This is a genomic window from Cellulomonas avistercoris, from assembly GCF_014836445.1.
In the GTDB taxonomy this organism is placed as follows: domain Bacteria; phylum Actinomycetota; class Actinomycetes; order Actinomycetales; family Cellulomonadaceae; genus Cellulomonas; species Cellulomonas avistercoris.
The window spans coordinates 26,632-43,165 of the sequence record NZ_JACSQV010000020.1; the positions used below are offsets into that span (position 1 = coordinate 26,632).

15 protein-coding genes are annotated in these 16,534 nt (G+C 74.7%); 11 read left to right on the plus strand and 4 right to left on the minus strand.

Going from position 1 to position 16,534, the window contains the following annotated elements:
• The first annotated feature begins 28 nt into the window (after positions 1-28).
• The 5 genes from H9657_RS17640 to H9657_RS17660 all read left to right on the plus strand — a co-directional run bounded on the left by H9657_RS17640 (position 29) and on the right by H9657_RS17660 (position 4,788).
• Positions 29-1,234, plus strand: a complete 1,206-nt coding sequence (locus tag H9657_RS17640; protein WP_318241578.1) for a PP2C family protein-serine/threonine phosphatase — start codon at positions 29-31, stop codon at positions 1,232-1,234.
• The gene (locus H9657_RS17645) at positions 1,231-2,829 is read left to right on the plus strand and encodes a sensor histidine kinase (protein WP_191784745.1); all 1,599 of its coding nucleotides are present in this window, start codon (positions 1,231-1,233) and stop codon (positions 2,827-2,829) included. Before H9657_RS17640 ends, H9657_RS17645 begins: the two co-directional genes overlap by 4 nt.
• Position 2,830: 1 nt before the next feature.
• Positions 2,831-3,268: a response regulator gene (locus H9657_RS17650; RefSeq protein ID WP_191784746.1), complete on the plus strand. Its 438-nt coding sequence runs from the start codon at positions 2,831-2,833 to the stop codon at positions 3,266-3,268.
• A gap of 79 nt (positions 3,269-3,347) precedes the next feature.
• On the plus strand, positions 3,348-4,292 hold the full coding sequence (locus tag H9657_RS17655) for a proteasome assembly chaperone family protein (protein ID WP_191784747.1): 945 nt from the start codon (positions 3,348-3,350) through the stop codon (positions 4,290-4,292).
• 292 nt (positions 4,293-4,584) lie between these two features.
• Positions 4,585-4,788: a cold-shock protein gene (locus H9657_RS17660; RefSeq protein WP_191784748.1), complete on the plus strand. Its 204-nt coding sequence runs from the start codon at positions 4,585-4,587 to the stop codon at positions 4,786-4,788.
• A gap of 87 nt (positions 4,789-4,875) precedes the next feature.
• On the opposite strand, the gene H9657_RS17665 is transcribed toward H9657_RS17660, so the two are convergent.
• Positions 4,876-5,778: a spermidine synthase gene (locus H9657_RS17665; protein ID WP_191784749.1), complete on the minus strand. Its 903-nt coding sequence runs from the start codon at positions 5,776-5,778 to the stop codon at positions 4,876-4,878.
• 126 nt (positions 5,779-5,904) lie between these two features.
• Between H9657_RS17665 and H9657_RS17670 the strand changes: the two genes are divergently transcribed.
• The gene (locus H9657_RS17670) at positions 5,905-6,345 is read left to right on the plus strand and encodes an SAV_6107 family HEPN domain-containing protein (protein WP_191784750.1); all 441 of its coding nucleotides are present in this window, start codon (positions 5,905-5,907) and stop codon (positions 6,343-6,345) included.
• A gap of 149 nt (positions 6,346-6,494) precedes the next feature.
• Positions 6,495-6,890, plus strand: a complete 396-nt coding sequence (locus H9657_RS17675) for a DUF3040 domain-containing protein (RefSeq protein WP_191784751.1) — start codon at positions 6,495-6,497, stop codon at positions 6,888-6,890.
• A gap of 210 nt (positions 6,891-7,100) precedes the next feature.
• Here H9657_RS17675 and H9657_RS17680 read toward each other — a convergent pair whose 3' ends face one another.
• The 3 genes from H9657_RS17680 to H9657_RS17690 are packed head-to-tail and all read right to left on the minus strand — an operon-like array spanning position 7,101 to position 11,682.
• On the minus strand, positions 7,101-9,419 hold the full coding sequence (locus H9657_RS17680; RefSeq protein WP_191784752.1) for a transglutaminase family protein: 2,319 nt from the start codon (positions 9,417-9,419) through the stop codon (positions 7,101-7,103).
• Entirely contained in the window at positions 9,416-10,684 is a 1,269-nt protein-coding gene (locus H9657_RS17685) for a DUF58 domain-containing protein (protein WP_191784753.1), read from the minus strand. The genes H9657_RS17680 and H9657_RS17685 overlap by 4 nt, the downstream gene beginning before the upstream one ends.
• On the minus strand, positions 10,684-11,682 hold the full coding sequence (locus H9657_RS17690) for an AAA family ATPase (protein ID WP_191784754.1): 999 nt from the start codon (positions 11,680-11,682) through the stop codon (positions 10,684-10,686). The genes H9657_RS17685 and H9657_RS17690 overlap by 1 nt, the downstream gene beginning before the upstream one ends.
• Before the next feature lie 538 nt (positions 11,683-12,220).
• On the opposite strand from H9657_RS17690, the gene mraZ reads away from it, so the two are divergent.
• From mraZ to H9657_RS17710, 4 genes are all read left to right on the plus strand, one after another.
• Complete coding sequence (mraZ, locus tag H9657_RS17695) at positions 12,221-12,694, plus strand: division/cell wall cluster transcriptional repressor MraZ (protein ID WP_191784755.1); 474 nt, start codon at positions 12,221-12,223, stop codon at positions 12,692-12,694.
• Positions 12,695-12,982: 288 nt separating this feature from the next.
• Positions 12,983-13,981 (plus strand): 16S rRNA (cytosine(1402)-N(4))-methyltransferase RsmH, encoded by a 999-nt coding sequence (gene rsmH, locus H9657_RS17700; protein ID WP_191784756.1) that lies wholly within the window; start codon positions 12,983-12,985, stop codon positions 13,979-13,981.
• The gene (locus H9657_RS17705; RefSeq protein ID WP_191784757.1) at positions 13,978-14,397 is read left to right on the plus strand and encodes a hypothetical protein; all 420 of its coding nucleotides are present in this window, start codon (positions 13,978-13,980) and stop codon (positions 14,395-14,397) included. The genes rsmH and H9657_RS17705 overlap by 4 nt, the downstream gene beginning before the upstream one ends.
• The gene (locus H9657_RS17710; protein ID WP_191784758.1) at positions 14,394-16,523 is read left to right on the plus strand and encodes a peptidoglycan D,D-transpeptidase FtsI family protein; all 2,130 of its coding nucleotides are present in this window, start codon (positions 14,394-14,396) and stop codon (positions 16,521-16,523) included. The genes H9657_RS17705 and H9657_RS17710 overlap by 4 nt, the downstream gene beginning before the upstream one ends.
• The last annotated feature ends 11 nt before the right edge of the window (positions 16,524-16,534 follow it).

Sequence of the window (16,534 nt, forward strand, 5' to 3'; positions counted from 1 at the left end):
CGACGAAGGGACACCTGTGCACGGCTCTGTGGCGCGCGACGCTGACGTGCAGTCCGGTGGTCCCGGAGACGACGGCACCCCCCTGCGCATCCTCGTGGTCGAGGACGACGAGGGGGACGCCGTCCTCGTGCGCGAGCACCTCCAGGACGGCGGCCTGCTGCACGAGACGGTCTGGGTGCGCACGGTCGACGAGGCGCTCATGCACCTCGACGCGGACTGCGTGCTGCTCGACCTGGGCCTGCCGGACGCCACGGGACTGGGGGCGCTGCAGCGTGTGCTCGCGGCCGGCGCCCCGCCCGTCGTGGTGCTCACGGGACTGACGGGGACGGACGCGGGCGTCGAGGCGGTCGCGGCAGGAGCGCAGGACTTCCTCGTCAAGAGCGACGTCGAGCCCGACCTGCTGGCGCGCGCGGTGCGGTACGCCGTGCAGCGCCGCCGGCTCGACGACACGGGTCGCGCCCTGTACCAGAGCCTCGTGCGCGCGGCGGAGACCACCCGGCTGGAGCGCGCGCTGCTGCCGACACCGGCCGTGGTGGACGCCCGCCTCGAGGTCCGCGTCGCGTACCGCGCGGGCCGTGAGGGTCTGCTCGGCGGCGACTTCTACGACGTCGTGGAGCGGCCCGACGGGACCGTGCTGGCGATGGTGGGCGACGTCTGCGGCCACGGCCCGGACGAGGCGGCGCTCGGCGCGACGCTGCGCACGGCCTGGCGCACCCTGGTGCTCGCCGACATCCCCGCCGGCGAGATCCTCGGCCTGCTGGAGCGCGTCCTGGCCGCCGAGCGTGCCCGTCCCGAGATCTTCACGACCGTGTCGATGCTCGCGGTGCAGCCCGACCGGCGCACGGCCGACCTGTACCTCGCCGGCCACCCCGTGCCGCTGCGCCTGGGCCCGCCCGCTGCGCTGCTGCCGGCGGGGCACCGCGGTCGCGCCCTGGGGATCCCCGTGGGGGGTGGCTGGCCCGCCCAGCGTCTCGCGCTCGGCGACTCCTGGCGTCTCCTGCTGTACACCGACGGCCTGCTCGAGGCCACGATCGGCGACGGGACCCGTCGTCTCGGCAAGGCGGGCCTCCTCGAGGTGGCCGACCGCACCGTGCAGGGAGTGGTGGAGACGGACGGCGACGTCCGGCCCGACGAGGACCCCGTGCTCGGGCGGATGCTCTCCGGTGTGCGTGCTCTGCACGGCGGCGACCTCGTCGACGACGCCGCCGTCGTGCTGATCGGGTGGGACGGATGACCGGCGCGGACGGCGCGTCGCCGCGCCACGGCTCGATGACCCTGCGCCGGCGCCTGACGCTGCTGCTGGTGACGGCGGGGGCGCTGCTGGGCGTCGTGCTGGTGCTCTCGGGCTTCGTGCTCGCGCGCGCGCTGGCGTCCCAGGACGCGGTCACCGGGCTCTACTTCGACGCCGTCTCGGGCGCCGACGCCGCGTACGTGGGGCTGGTCGACGCCGAGACGGCCGTGCGGGGCTTCGCGCTCACGGGCGACGAGATCGCTCTCGAGCCCTACGAGCGGTCGCTCGACGACGCCACGTTCACGGTGCTCGCGGAGGAGCTCGCGTCCGAGACGCCCGACGAGCAGCTCCTCGCCACGGCACGTGCTGCCGCGCGTGCCGCCGAGCGCTGGCACGAGGAGTTCGCGACCCCGGTGATCGAGCAGGTGCGCGCGGGCGGGAGCGCGGCGGTGAGCCCCGAGGAGATCGAGGCCGGACGCGTGCTCTTCGACGAGGCGCGCGCCGCGACGGAGGCGTACGTGCAGGAGGTGCGTGCCTCTCGCGCCATCGCGGTCCAGGAGCTGGCGGCCTGGACCGCCGCGACGGGCGGCCTCGTGCTGCTGCTGGTCCTCGCGGCCGTGGCGACGGGCATCTCGCTGTGGTTCGCGCTGCGGCGGTGGGTGCTGGTGCCGGTGACGCAGCTCGGTCTGGCCAGTCGCGCGGTGACGCAGGGTGACCTCAGCCACGTGGTGCGGGTCGACGGCCCGGGGGAGCTCGAGGAGCTCGCGTCCGACGTCGAGCAGATGCGGCTGGGTCTCGTCACGCAGCTCGCGGAGCTGCGCTCGTCCCGCGAGGAGATCGCCGAGGCGCACCAGCGGCTCACCGAGCAGGCCGAGGAGCTGCGGCGCTCCAACCGTGACCTCGAGCAGTTCGCGTACGTCGCGTCGCACGACCTCCAGGAGCCGCTGCGCAAGGTCGCGAGCTTCACGCAGCTCCTGCAGAAGCGGTACGGCGGCCAGCTCGACGAGCGCGCGGACCAGTACATCGACTTCGCCGTCGACGGCGCCAAGCGCATGCAGCGCCTCATCCAGGACCTGCTCGGGTTCTCCCGGGTGGGTCGCGTGGGCGGCGAGGTCGTCGACGTGGACCTCGCGGAGGCGCTCGAGCGTGCGCAGGACCAGCTCTCCGAGCGCATCGAGGAGGCAGGCGCGGTCGTCACGCACGGCGACCTGCCCGTGGTGCGCGGCGAGGAGCCGCTGCTCGTCCAGCTCTTCCAGAACGTCGTGGGCAACGCCGTGAAGTTCCGGCACCCCGACCGCGCACCCCACGTGCACGTCACCGCGCGCCGCGTGGAGGGTGCGTGGGAGATCGAGGCCCGTGACAACGGGATCGGGATCGACCCGCAGTACGTCGACCGCGTGTTCGTCATCTTCCAGCGCCTGCACGCCAAGGACGTCTACGAGGGCACGGGCATCGGCCTGGCGCTGTGCAAGAAGATCGTCGAGTTCCACGGCGGTCGCATCTGGATCCCGGAGACCGACGGGGACGGGACCACCATCCGCTGGACCCTGCCGGTCGCCGACGACGAGAACCCCGACCACGGGGACGAGGGGAGCTGACATGCCGGATCAGAAGGTGATCGACGTCCTGCTGGTGGAGGACGACCCGGGTGACGTCCTGATGACGCGCGAGGCGTTCGAGCACAACAAGGTGCGCAACCGCCTCTCCGTCGTCGCCGACGGCGTGAGCGCCCTGCAGTTCCTGCGCAAGGAGGGTGAGCACGCGGACGCGCCGACGCCGGACCTCGTGCTGCTCGACCTCAACCTGCCGCGCATGGACGGCCGCGAGGTGCTCGAGGCGATGAAGTCCGACGAGGCGATGCGCTCCATCCCGGTGGTCGTCCTGACGACGTCCGAGGCGGAGGAGGACGTCGTGCGCAGCTACTCGCTGCACGCCAACGCCTACGTCACCAAGCCCGTCGACTTCGACCGCTTCATCGACGTGGTGCGGCAGATCGACGAGTTCTTCGTGGAGGTCGTCCGCCTGCCCGGTCGGTGACACGTGCTCCCGGGGGAAGAGACCGTGAGCCCGCGGCGTTGTACCGCTCGACCGCACCAGGAGAGGTGAGTGGACATCGATGCTTGACCCCCGGGACATCTACGACGTGGACGCCGACGCCGCCGAGCGTCTGGACGCCGCCGCGCGCCGTGGCGAGGGGCCGGTGCTCGTGCACGCCCTGCAGGGCTTCGTCGACGCCGGCCACGCCGGACAGGTCGCCGTCGAGCACCTGGCCGCCGTGGGGGCGGGACAGCGCCTCGTCACGTTCGACACCGACCAGCTCGTGGACTACCGCTCGCGCCGACCGGTCATGACGTTCGACTCCGGGTGGACGCACTACGACACCCCCGAGCTCGTCGTCGACCTCCTCGAGGATGCGCAGGGCGTGCCCTTCCTGCTCCTGCACGGCGTCGAGCCCGACGTCCAGTGGGAGCGCTGGGTGGCGGCCGTGCGCCAGCTGGTCGAGCGCTTCGACGTCCCGCTGGTCGTCGGCCTGCACGGGATCCCGATGGGGGTGCCGCACACGCGGCCCGTCTCCGTGACGGCCCACGCGACCCGCGCCGAGCTGGTCGCCGACCACACGTCGTTCTTCGGCACCGTGCAGGTCCCGGCCAGCGCCTCCGCGCTGCTCGAGCTGCGCCTGGGGGAGTCGGGGCACGACGCGATGGGCTTCGCGGTGCACGTGCCGCACTACCTCGCCCAGACGGCGTTCCCCGCCGCCGGGCTCGCCGGCCTGCGCCACGTGGAGCGGGCCACCGGGCTCGACCTGGGTCTGGCGGCCCTGCAGCCGGCGGCGGCCGAGTCGCTGCGCGAGGTCGAGCGGCAGGTCGAGGGGTCGAGCGAGGTCGCCGCGGTCGTCCAGGCGCTCGAGGAGCAGTACGACGCGTTCACCCGCAGCGTGGGGCGCACGAGCCTGCTGGCCCAGGCGACCGACCTGCCCACCGCCGAGGAGATCGGCGCCGAGCTCGAGCGCTTCCTCGCCGAGCAGTCCGAGCCCCACGACGGCGGCGACCCGGCGGTCTGACACCTTCGTCCCCTGCGTCCCCGTGACCTGATCGTTGTCGCGCCTACGGGACGTACGTCCACGAGCCGTGGCGTACGCCACATCCTTCGTGCAAAGATGCAGCCGTTGCAGTGACGTACGGACGCTCGACCGGTCAGCCGCCCGCCGCCCTCCGGGGCCGGTGGGTACGAGGATCTCTCGGGTCCCCACAGCGGCGGGGGCCGGACCACCGGGTGCAGGACGTGAGGCATTGCGGCCCGCCGCGGGCACCGGGCCCGCGGTGGTCACCTGGTGGGACAGAAGGATGCGGGACATGGCACAGGGCGCGGTCAAGTGGTTCAACGCCGAGAAGGGCTTCGGGTTCATCGCCCAGGACGACGGCGGCGCCGACGTCTTCGTCCACTACTCGGCCATCGACACGCAGGGTTACCGCTCGCTCGACGAGGGTCAGCGCGTGGAGTTCGACATCACGCAGGGTCAGAAGGGTCCGCAGGCGGAGCACGTCCGCCCGCTGTGACCCGCTCCCGGCTCCGGCCGGGCGTCTGCTGATACGCAGGGCCGCACCCGAGGAGGGTGCGGCCCTGCGTCGCGTCCGGGGAGGGCGTCAGCCGGCGTGCTCGTCGGCGGGCTGCTCGAGGGGCTGCGGGTCACGCAGCGGCGCGGCGGCGCCCGCGAGGGCGCGCGCCTCCTCGCCCGTGAGCAGCCGCGCGGGGACGGGCAGGGAGCGCAGCGTCCTGGCGAGGCCGGCGTCGTCGAGGAGGTCCGGGTCGTCCGTGGCGATCAGCAGCAGGTTGCCGTACCGCCTGCCGCGCAGCTGTGCCGGCTCCGCCACGACGCCGACGTGGGCGAACACCGCGGCGAGGGTCGCGAGCTCGGCCCGGGCCAGCGCGAGGGGCGGCCGGTCGGCGCAGTTGGCGACGTAGGCACCGCCCGGGCGCAGCACCCGGCGGGCCTCCTGCACGAACTCCAGGGTCGTGAGGTGCGCCGGCGTGCGGTCCCCGGCGAACACGTCGCGCGCGACGACGTCGTACGTCGCGTCCGGGAGCCGCGTCAGCTCCTCGCGCGCCTCACCCGTGCGCAGACGCAGCTGGGGTGCGCGCGGCAGGTCGAACCACGCGCGTGCGAGCCGTGCCAGCTCGCCGTCCAGCTCGACCGCGAGCTGCCGCGCCGCGGGGTGGCGGTGCGCGAGCGCGCGCGCGAGCGCGCAGCCCCCCGCGCCGAGGTGCAGCACCGACAGGTCGGCGCGGCGGGCGGCGACGACCTCCACCACCGCGGCGGCCTGCTGCATGTACTCGAAGTCGAGCAGGCCCGGGTCGTCGAGGTCGACGAAGGAGCTCGGGACGCCGTTGACGAGCAGTGTCGCGGCACGAGGGCGCCCGGGCTCGCGCACGACCTCGACGGTGCCCGTGGCCACGGGCACGGGGCCGTCCGGCCAGTCCGGCGCGGTCGGCGCGGACCGGGATGTCAGTGGTCGGCGGGACGATGGGTCGCGACGTCGGGCTGCCACCCGGTCACCGTACGCGGTCCGGGCGGCGCAGGCGTCGAGGTCCGGCGGACGAGGGATTGACGCGTTCGAACATGTGTTCGAAGATGGAGACCGGCGGGTGGGCCGCCGCGACAGGAGGTGGGAGCGATGACCGGTCGGGTGAGCACGCTGCACGCGGCGACGGTCCTGCCGCAGACCGCCGAGCTGTTGGGTCGGGCGGACGCCGAGCTCCTCGCGGCCCAGTTCTCCGGCGAGCCGTGGGAGATGTTCTCGCACGCGCACCTCGCGGCACTGCGCGCGGGCGCGGCACTCGTCGCGGCCCGGGGTCGCCCGGTCGGCAGGGGAGCCCCCCGGACGGTCTGGGGGATGCTCGACGCCGTGGCGCCCGAGCTGCACACCCTCTCGGCGCTGTTCGCGCAGGCCGCGACGCTGCGTTCTGCCATCGACGCGGGGCGTTTCGAGCTGGTCACGCCGGGGCGCGCGGAGCGTGCGCTGTGCGCTGCCGAGGACCTCGTGGACGCCGTGCGGGGGGCCCTCGAGGCCGACGAGGGAGCGCCGATCGGCCTTCCGGCCGTCGCGAGCAGGTGAATACTGGCGCAGGACACGCCCGACAGTGGCGGACGCACAGGTGTGTGCCGCATGATGATCGCCCTGCCGACGGTCGCTCGACTACCACCTTGGTGCCAGCCGATCTATCCTGAGGCCACATAGTCCACCGGAGTGCGACGGGGGTCGGGATGCCACTCTCCGAGTACGAGCAGCGCGTGCTCGAGCAGATGGAGCGCCAGCTGACGTCTGACGACCCTCGACTCGCCAACACGCTCACGCGACGGGGCGGCCATCGGCCCGTCACGCGCTACGTCGTCGCAGGTGTCGGGGCCGCCGTCGGCCTGCTGCTCCTCGTGGTGGGCGCAGCGACGTCGCAGCCGTGGGTCGGCGCCATCGGCTTCGTCGTGATGTTCGCCGCGGTCGCCTTCGCGTTCGCCGCGCCGCGCGCCGAGCGTGCCGGGCCGCAGGGCACGGTCGCGCCCGACGGGTCGGTGCGCCGAGCGCCCGCTGCGTCGAAGAAGCGCGGGTTCATGGCGCGGTTCGAGGAGCGCTGGGACCGCCGGCGCGACGGGGAAGGTCGCTGAGCCGTCCGACGTCCTGGACGTCGGCCAGCCAGGCTCGCACGCCTGACGGCTGCCCGCCCTGACTGCTGTCCGCCCTGACTGCTGTCCGCTCTGACCGCCGGCCGGCTGGCCGGGCGTCACGGACCCGGCCACCCGGCCTGACAGCGGGTCGCACCGGAGCGTTCGTGCACCGGTGTCTCCGGCGCGCGCCGGACGACGACCGGAGCAGGCTCAGGCGCCCGTCGTCGCCGGTGTGCGCGCGCCGTCTCGAGCGAGCGCCGCGCGCACCCCGTCGCCGACCTCGTGGACCCAGGAGTCCAGGTCCTCGGGACGGTGCTCGGCGGGTGACGGCGCGTAGCGCGCGCGCTCGACGACACGCGCGAGATTGTCGAGGGCCTCGCGTGCCGACGCGTCGAGCTCACCACCGCTGCGCACGCCGATCGACCGCTCGACCTGGCGCACCACGCCCCGCGGGCTCGTCGCGTCCGACCACCGCACGTCGACGCGCGCGAGGTCCCGGCGCAGGGCTCTCCAGGCGTCCTCGGGCGTCATGACGCGGCGCCGCCGGCGTCGCACGAGGAGGAGGACGACCAGCGCCGCCCCGGCCACCAGCAGGACGAGGCCGGCGGTGATGGCCACGGCCGTCCAGGGGCTCTGCTCCTCCGTGACCGTCGTGGGTGCGGTCGACGGCGCCGTGGCGGCGGGGCTGGGGAGCGAACCCGGCTGGTTGGCACCGATCTCGTCGGGGATGGACCCGGGCGCCGTGATACCTGTGAACGGGTCGGCCCAGACGGGGGGCGGTCCGCTCTGCGACGCGGGCGTCGGCTCGAAGCGCACCCAGCCCAGCCCGTCGAAGTACAGCTCGGGCCACGCGTGCGCCAGGCGGCCCGTGACGACGTAGGTGTCATCCTCGGTCCGCTCGCCGGGCAGGAACCCGACGCCGATGCGGGAGGGGATGTCCAGCGTGCGCGCCATCATCGCCATCGCGGTCGCGAACTGCACGCAGTACCCGCGGCGGTCCTCGAGGAAGTCCCAGACGGCGTCGGTGCTGCGCGCGGGCGGGACACGCGTGTCGTACGTGAAGTTCGCCGCCGACCGGAGCCAGGTCTGCAGGTCCAGCGCCTGCTCGTACGGGCTGTCCGCGTCGGCGGTCAGCTCGGCGGTCAGGGCCGCGATCTCCTCGGCGTGCTCGGTGGCGGGCAGGGCCGTGTACTGCTCGGCGTCCGCCGGCGTGCCGACGCCCGTGGCCTCCAGGTCCTCGGCCGTGAGCGTGGGCACCTGGACGAGCATCGAGTAGGTCAGCCCGTCCCCGGTGGACCGCTGGCCCACGACCTCGTCGCGCAGGGCGTCGTAGCCCCACTGCCCGTCGACGGCGACCGTGCGCGCGAACGTGCTGACCGGCAGCCGACGCTCGCGCAGCGCGCCGACCTGGAGGTCCACCTGTGCGAGCGTCCCGGCGGCGGGGTCGGGCGGCGTGCCGAGCAGGCTCGGGTCGGACGAGAGCAGCGACGCACGGTCCCAGTCCTCGAGGCCCTCGTTGTCGGTCCGCTCCCACAGCCGCCCGTCGAACGTCGACATGGTGAAGGCGCGCAGCGGTCCGACGAGCCGTGCGTCGACGGCAGGCGTCGCGGGGGCGGTGGGCGTGGCGTCCGGGTCGTTCGTCGCCGCGTCCTCGGCGGCCGCGGCGTCGCCCGTGCCGTCCGTCGCCGGCTCGGCCGGCCGGTTCGGGTCGGTCACCCGGTACGTGAGCACGACCTGCGCCGAGCGGGTGCCGAGGCTCTCGCGCAGGTCGAGGTCGTCGCTGAGCTCGAGCGGTCCCACCGGGCCGTCGCCGAACGTGGGCAGCGCCACGCTGGCCCACCCGGGGACGTCCATGAGGGGCGGCCCGGCGACGACGCTGGTGCCCGCGAGCGCCACGGCCGCCATGGCGGCGGTGCCGACGCGCTGCGACCGGCCCGCGTGGGCGTGCAGCGGTGCCGCGCCGTACGCGAGCAGGGCCAGGTAGGCGGCGGCGGTCCAGAACATGGGCGCCGCGCCGGCGGGGAAGCCGAGCGTGATCGCCGGGACCCACAGCGCGAGCAGCGGCAGCCCGCCCACCGCGGGGAAGCGCAGCGCGAGCACCGCGGCGTCGAGCAGCAGGTACACCGCGAGGCCGCCGACGACCAGCAGCATCTCTCCCGGCCGGACGTCGGGCATGGGGACGAACGAGTCGTTCACCACCGTGACGCCCTGGCGGGCGGTGGCCCAGGCGCGCCCCACGGCGTCGGCGTCGGGGAGGAACTGCGGGCGCCCGGGAGGGGCGCCGTACCGCAGCACCAGCCCCACGAGCGCGACGGCGCCACCGACGGCGGTCGGCGCCCACCAGCGGCGGGTGGCGGCACGCGTGAGCGTGGTGGCCGCGGCGACGACGAGCACGGCCAGGGAGGCGACCGCGAACCAGCGGCTGCCGGCGACCAGGCCCGTGAGCGCGAGCAGGCTCGACCACGTCGCGACGACGCACAGCACCGCCCCGAGGACGGCCCGTGCGCCCTGCTCGGGCGTCGGGTTCATCGCGCGCTCCCCAGCAGCCGCAGCCAGCACTCGACGAGGCTCTCGCCGGTCGTCGCCTGCGCGACGCGCCACCCGCTGCGTCGCAGCACCGTGGCGGTGTGGTGGGCGTCGCGGGCATCGCCCGCGTGCCGACCGTCGGCGCGTACGACCGCCCAGCCCTGGGCGGCGTCACCGACGTGCGCGAGCGCACCGCAGCCCGCGGGCGACAGGGGACCGACGACCGCCACGACGATCTCCCCGGCAGCCTGCGACGTGTCGAGCATGCGGACCGCATCGAGCAACGCGACCTCCGCCTCCGTCGACGTGCGAGCCGGTACCAGGTCCAGCGTGAGGTCGAGCAGCGCGGCGCGCGACTCGGGACCCTGCCGGGCGTGCACGTACGACCCCCAGCTGCGCACCGCGTCCGCCCCGGGCCCGACGGGCGGGCCGGCCGCCGCGAGACGCACCGGGTGACCGCTGTCGAGCATGGCGAGCGCGATGGACGCCGCGAGCGAGATCGTCCACTCGGTGGTGGCCGTGCGCACGGGCAGGTCGTGCAGCACCGACACCGGCCGCATGCCGGCCCGCTCGTCCGACCGGACGAGCATCGTGCCGCGCCGGGCGCTGGACCTCCAGTGCACGCGGCGCAGGTCGTCACCCTCGCGGTAGTCGCGCAGGTTCGCGTCGTCCGTGGACGGTGTGCGCGCCCCGAGCGCCACGCGGTCCGGCTCCCCGACGAGCACGTCGGACGGCGCGGGCAGGGCCGCGACGGCCGGCCACACGGCGACCTGCGACTCGGCGCCGAGGGTCGTGCGCGAACGGACGACGCCGAACGTGTCGGTCCGGGTCACGACGAGGGGCCCGAGCGGCCAGCGTCCGCGCTGGCTCGCGTGCACGGGGTAGCGCACGGTGGCGTGGTCCGCGCGGCGCGTGACGCGCGCACGCAGCGCACGACCGCCGGAGAGCTCGACCGCGGCCTGCTCGGAGAAGCGCAGGCCGGCCAGGCGGGCTCGTCCGGAGCGGTCGGTCGCGACGATGTCGACGCGCACGTCGGCGTCCTGGCCGGCGTGCACGGGATCGGGCCGGACCTCGCGTCGCACCTCGAGGCCCCGACGGCCGCGCGCCGCGTCCAGCGCGATCTCGGCGACGAACGCCGTGACGGGCAGGGCCAGCAGCAGGATGCCGATGCGCACCAGGTCGAGGGAGCCGAGCCCGATGCCGACCTGGAGCGCGACGACCCCCGCGGCGGCCAGAGCCCAGCCGCGCGCCGTCGGACGCCTGCGCATCAGCCCAGTGCGCGCCGTGCCCGTGCGACGGGCTCGGCGGCCGGGAGCGGGGTGCGCGCGACGATGTCCGTGACGACGTCCTGCGTCGTGCGGCCCGACAGCCGCGACTCGGTGCTCGGCAGGAGCCGGTGCGCGAGCACGGGGACCGCGAGCTCCTGGACGTCGTCGGGGAGCACGTGGTCGCGGCCGGACATCGCCGCGAGGGACTTGGCCGCGCGCAGCAGCTGGATGGACGCGCGGGGCGACGCGCCGAGGCGCAGCCCGGCGTCCTCGCGCGACGCCGTCACCAGGCCGACGATGTACCGCTTGACGGAGGGGGAGGCGTAGAGCCGGCGCGCGATGTCGATGAACCCCTGGATGGCGGCGGCGTCGGTGACCGGGCGCATGCGGGAGAACGGGTCGGTGTCCTCCTGCAGGTCCAGCATGTCGAGCTCGGAGTCCACGCTCGGGTACCCGACCGTCAGACGCGCCATGAAGCGGTCGCGCTGCGCCTCGGGCAGCGGGTAGGTGCCCTCCATCTCGACGGGGTTCTGCGTCGCGATGACGAGGAACGGCCGGGGCAGGGGATAGGTGCGGCCGTCGACGGTCGCCTGCGCCTCCTGCATGCACTCCAGCAGGGCGGACTGCGTCTTGGGGGACGCCCGGTTGATCTCGTCGCCGATGACGACGTGCGCGAAGACCGGTCCGGGACGGAACTCGAACTCGTGGGTCTGCGCGCGGAAGATGTTGACGCCCGTCAGGTCGCTCGGCAGCAGGTCCGGTGTGAACTGGATGCGCCCGACCTGGGCGTCGATGCTGCGGGCGATCGCCTTCGCCAGGGTCGTCTTGCCGACCCCCGGGACGTCCTCGAGGAGCAGGTGCCCCTCGGCGAGCAGGACCGCCAACGAGGTCCGGATGAGCTCCGGTCGCCCGGTGATCACCGACTCGATGCCGGCCCGCAGGCGGTTGGTGGTGTCGACGAGCCTCTCGAGCTCGACGGGTGACGGCAGTGACTGCATGGGTGCGACTCCCTCGGCGGACTGGGACGAGAGTACGCACGCCGGGCGCCCGACGGGGCGAGGTTCACCCGCGCCGCGCGCGGTCGCCGCCCCGCGCGACGTCCGCGCGGGAGTTCTCGCGGCGTCCGCGCCGCGCACGCACCCGTTCGGCGCAGCGCCTGTCACCCCGTGCCCTGCGCGCGGGCTCCTCCACTTCCCTCCCCGGAATCGTGCCCGCGGGGTGGACAGGGGCCCTCGGGGGCGCCGGATTGGGGTGGTGCAGCCCGGTTCGTCCGGACCTGGCCCGCGGGGGACCGTCGTCCCGGGCGCTGTGACGCGCGGAGCCCTCCACTTCGCTCCACCTCCCTGACCTGCATCAACGCGCATCAGACGGGTGAACTTGGGCTCTTGACAAGACGGTGGTGGAGGGAAGTGGAGTACCGTGGAGGCACGTGGAGAGACCGGGAGCCGGCTCGATCACGGGGCGGTCCGCAGTGCCGGGACCGGCCCCGCGAGAGGCCCTCGACCAGGGGTTGCAGACGACCAGGAGGGGAGTGAGGTGTCGTATGACTCGACAGGCGCCTACGGCTCCTTCGCGCCGTTCCTGGGCACCTACACCCCGCGTCTCGACGACAAGGGCCGCCTCATCCTCCCGGCGAAGTTCCGTCCGCAGCTCGCGGGGGGCCTCGTGATGACGCGCGGTCAGGAGCGCTGCCTGTTCGTGCTGCCGATGGACGAGTTCCGCCGGATGCACGACCAGCTGCGGACCGCGCCCGTCACGAGCAAGCAGGCACGCGACTACCTCCGTGTGTTCCTGTCCGGGGCCAGCGACGAGCTCCCCGACAAGCAGGGCCGCATCTCCATCCCGCCGATGCTGCGCACGTACGCCGGCCTCGACCGGGACGTCGCCGTCATCGGCACCGGTACCCGCGTGGAGATCTGGGACCTCACCGCGTGGGAGACCTACTTGTCCGAGCAGGAGGCGGGTTACGCCGACACGACCGAGGAGGTCTTCCCGAACGGCCCGTTCTGAGTCGTTCGTCGGCCCTGGCCGCTGCGTCGCCCCCCGTTCCCGTCCGACCGCCCGCTCCGTCCGCCGTCCCACCCGCGGCCGGAGCCGCCGCCCGCACCCGACCCGCACCCTCGCTCCGCCCGACGAGACCTCCCCCCGTCCGTTCTGACGCCACTTCCCCGGCGCCAGAGGGTCGGTGGGGGATCTGGCCGGACGGTGGAGGGACCGTTCGGCCATCTCCGTGTATCACCAGCCACACCAGCAGCACCTGTCACACCGGCACCAGGCAGCGAGACGAGAGGGGGATCGATGAACGAGCAGTCCGACGCCGGTTCGCGGCACGTGCCCGTGCTGCTGCAGCGCTGCATCGACCTCCTCGCGCCCGCCCTCGACGCCCCGGGGGCCGTGCTGGTCGACTGCACGCTCGGCATGGGCGGCCACACCGAGGGCGTCCTGCGTGCGCTCGAGCACGTCCGCGTGGTCGGCATCGACCGGGACCCCCAGGCGCTCGCGCTCGCGAGCGCGCGGCTGGCCCCGTTCGGTGACCGCTTCACCGGCGTGCACGCGGTCTACGACGAGATCGGCGACGTCCTGGACGGTCTCGGCCTGCCTGCGGTGCAGGGCGTGCTCATGGACCTCGGCGTCTCGTCCCTGCAGCTCGACGAGGCCGAGCGGGGCTTCGCGTACGCCCACGACGCCCCGCTCGACATGCGGATGGACCCCACCACGGGTCCGACCGCGGCCGACGTGCTCAACACCTACGACGAGCGCGACCTCGCGCGCGTGCTGCGGGTGTACGGCGAGGAGCGGTTCGCGCCGCGGATCGCCCGCCTCATCGTGCGGCGGCGCGAGCACGCACCGTTCACGCGCACGTCCGAGCTCGTGGACGTCGTGCGCGCCGGCGTGCCCGCGGCCACGCGTCGCACCGGGGGCCACCCCGCCAAGCGCACCTTCCAGGCGCTGCGCATCGAGGTGAACGGCGAGCTCGCCGCGCTCGAGCGGGCGCTCCCGGCCGCGATCGAGGCGCTCGCGGTCGGTGGTCGCATCGTCGTCGAGTCGTACCAGTCCCTCGAGGACAGGCTCGTCAAGCGCGCCCTCGCCGTCGGTGCGACGTCGAGCGCGCCGCCGGACCTCCCGGTGGAGCCGGCGACGCACACGCCGTACCTGCGTCTGCTCACCCGCGGTGCGGAGGAGGCCGACGAGGCCGAGCTCGCCCGCAACCCCCGCTCCCAGTCCGTCCGCCTGCGCGCCGCCGAGCGGCTGCGTCCCACCCCCGACCACCTGCGCACCCCGAGGAGAGCCGCATGAGCGCCCTGCCCCAGGCCGCCGCCCGCACCGGTGCTGCGCGTGCGTACCCGCTGCCGGCGCGCCCCGCCGTCGCGCCGCCGCCGCGTCTGCGCGTCGTCGGTGCACCGCCCCAGGCGCGCTCCCGCGCGCCCTTCGTGCTGGCGTGCATGGCCGTGCTCGCCGGTGCGCTGCTCGCGGCCCTGCTGCTCAACACGCAGATGGCCTCGCTCGCGTTCGAGCGCTACGAGCTGTCCAACGAGCTCGGCCGGCTGCGGCAGGACCGCATGGACCTGGTGGCGCAGCACGACGCGCGGTCGTCCCCGACGCAGCTCGCCGCCGAGGCGCGCCGTCTCGGCATGGTGGAGGCGAACGGCACCGGTTGGCTGCGGCTCGCGGACGGCAGCGTCCAGGGGGCCCCGGCACCTGCCGGCGGATGAGCACGCCGCCGCCCGGCGGCACGCCCGCCGGCACGCCCGCCGCCCGTCGCGCCGCCGCCCGGCAGCCGTCCGCCCGGTCGACCACGCGGCAGCCGTCGACCCGTTCGGCCGCCGGCCAGCCGACGGCCCGGCAGGCGGCCGCGCGCCGCCAGCCGGTGGTCCCGCGCGCGCCCGCGGCACGACGGCGACCCGGCGACGCGGAGCCGCGCGTCGCGCCGGCCCGGGCGACCGCGCGTGGCACGGTGGGGGGCGTGGAGGAGCGCAGCGGGACGGTGCCGCGTCGCCGGACGCCCGCGGCGTCGCGCGGCGAGCGGGCGGCTGTCCCGGCGCGGCGCACCCCGTCGGCCGCGGTACCACGCACCGCGTCGCGACCGCCCGCGCCGCCGACCGCCCCGCAGGCCGTCGTCGCGTCGCGCGGGCGGATGATCGGGCTCGTCGTGGTGCTCTCGCTCGTGCTCGTGACCTTCGCCGGACGTCTCGTGTACGTCCAGGGCATCGCCGGCCCCGAGGTCGCCCAGGAGGCCCGGGAGAAGCGGATGACGACCGCGCAGGTGCTCGGCGCGCGCGGCGAGATCACCGACGCCGAGGGCGTCGTGCTGGCGACGTCCGTCGAGCGGTACCACGTCACGGTCAACCAGAAGCAGGTGGCAGGCTACCGCGCGCGCGGCTCCTCCGACGGCCTGGACGGTGCCGCGGGCGTGGCCTCGCGGCTCGCCCCTGTGCTGGGGCTGAACGCCGCCGAGCTCGGCGGCGACCTCGTGGGCGAGCGGGGCTACGTCGTGGTCGCGCGCAACGTGCTGCCCGACGTCGCGCGCGAGGTGCGAGCGCTGCGGCTCGACGGCGTCGGGGTCGAGAAGGTGGCAGACCGCGTGTACCCCAAGGGCACGGTGGCGGGCAACATCGTCGGGTTCGTGAACTCCGAGGGGGAGGGGCTCCAGGGCCTCGAGTTCGCCCTGCACGAGGACCTCAAGGGCACCCCCGGGCAGGAGCGGTTCGAGCGCGGCAAGGGCGGCCAGCCCATCCCCGGCGGCCTGAGCGAGGCGCACCCGGCGCAGGAGGGTCGGTCGGTCCGCCTCACGCTGGACTCCGACCTGCAGTGGAAGGCCGAGGAGCAGCTGCGCGCGAAGGTGGCCGAGACCGGCGCGGACGGCGGTGCGGTCGTCGTGATGCGCCCGAACGGCCAGGTGCTCGCGCTGGCCGAGTCCGTGGCCTTCGACCCGAACACGCCCGGCGCCCAGGCCACGACCGCGCTGTCCAGGAGCGTGTCGGACGTCTTCGAGCCCGGTTCGACCGGCAAGGTCGTGACCATGGCGGCCGCGCTCCAGGAAGGGCTGGTGCAGCCGACCGAGCAGTTCGAGGTCGCGGACCGCTGGACGACGCCGCACGGCGAGACGATCAAGGACTCGCACGACCACGCGGTCCAGAGGCTCACGGCGACCGGCGTCTTCGCGGAGTCCTCCAACGTGGGGACCGTGGCCATCGGGCAGCGGCTCACCAAGGACCAGCGCTACCACTACCTGTCGGCGTTCGGCTTCGGCAGCCGCACCGGGATCGAGATGCCGGGCGAGTCGCCCGGCCTGCTGCGCACGCCCGCCGACTGGCACGGCCGTGACGAGTTCGCCGTGCTCTTCGGCCAGGCGGTCTCGGTCAACGCGCTGCAGGCCGCGAGCGTCTTCGCCACCATCGCGAACGACGGCGTGCGGGTCCCCCCGCGCCTCATCGCGGGGTGGACGTCGCCGGACGGGCAGTACACCGCGCAGCCGCAGCCGGAGTCCGTGACGGTGGTCTCGCCGCAGACCGCGCAGGCGGTCCTGTCGATGATGGAGAGCACGGTCGTGGAGGGCACGGGCAAGGAGGGCGCGATCCCGGGCTACCGCGTCGGGGGCAAGACCGGCACGGCCCAGCGCTTCAACCCGAGCGGGTACACGGCGTCGTTCATCGGGGTGGCTCCGGTGGACGACCCCCAGGTCGTCACCGCGGTGATCCTGCACAACCCGCGCACGTCGATCTACGGCGGGACCGTCGCCGCGCCGGTCTTCTCGACCGTCACGGGCTACGCCCTGCAGCAGCTCGGCATCGCGCCGTCGGGGGCGCCGGCGACGCTGTTCCCTGCGACGTGGGAGTGAGCGGGCGGGGT

Bases quoted from the DNA above. Each gene is read 5' to 3' on its own strand.
- H9657_RS17670 (WP_191784750.1), top strand. From the start codon at position 5,905: ATGACCGGTCGGGTGAGCACGCTGCACGCGGCGACGGTCCTGCCGCAG.
- H9657_RS17650 (WP_191784746.1), top strand. From the start codon at position 2,831: ATGCCGGATCAGAAGGTGATCGACGTCCTGCTGGTGGAGGACGACCCG.
- H9657_RS17660 (WP_191784748.1), top strand. From the start codon at position 4,585: ATGGCACAGGGCGCGGTCAAGTGGTTCAACGCCGAGAAGGGCTTCGGG.
- H9657_RS17680 (WP_191784752.1), bottom strand. From the start codon at position 9,419: ATGAACCCGACGCCCGAGCAGGGCGCACGGGCCGTCCTCGGGGCGGTG.
- H9657_RS17705 (WP_191784757.1), top strand. From the start codon at position 13,978: ATGAGCGCCCTGCCCCAGGCCGCCGCCCGCACCGGTGCTGCGCGTGCG.
- H9657_RS17655 (WP_191784747.1), top strand. From the start codon at position 3,348: ATGCTTGACCCCCGGGACATCTACGACGTGGACGCCGACGCCGCCGAG.
- rsmH (WP_191784756.1), top strand. From the start codon at position 12,983: ATGAACGAGCAGTCCGACGCCGGTTCGCGGCACGTGCCCGTGCTGCTG.
- H9657_RS17690 (WP_191784754.1), bottom strand. From the start codon at position 11,682: ATGCAGTCACTGCCGTCACCCGTCGAGCTCGAGAGGCTCGTCGACACC.
- H9657_RS17645 (WP_191784745.1), top strand. From the start codon at position 1,231: ATGACCGGCGCGGACGGCGCGTCGCCGCGCCACGGCTCGATGACCCTG.
- H9657_RS17710 (WP_191784758.1), top strand. From the start codon at position 14,394: ATGAGCACGCCGCCGCCCGGCGGCACGCCCGCCGGCACGCCCGCCGCC.
- H9657_RS17685 (WP_191784753.1), bottom strand. From the start codon at position 10,684: ATGCGCAGGCGTCCGACGGCGCGCGGCTGGGCTCTGGCCGCCGCGGGG.
- H9657_RS17675 (WP_191784751.1), top strand. From the start codon at position 6,495: ATGCCACTCTCCGAGTACGAGCAGCGCGTGCTCGAGCAGATGGAGCGC.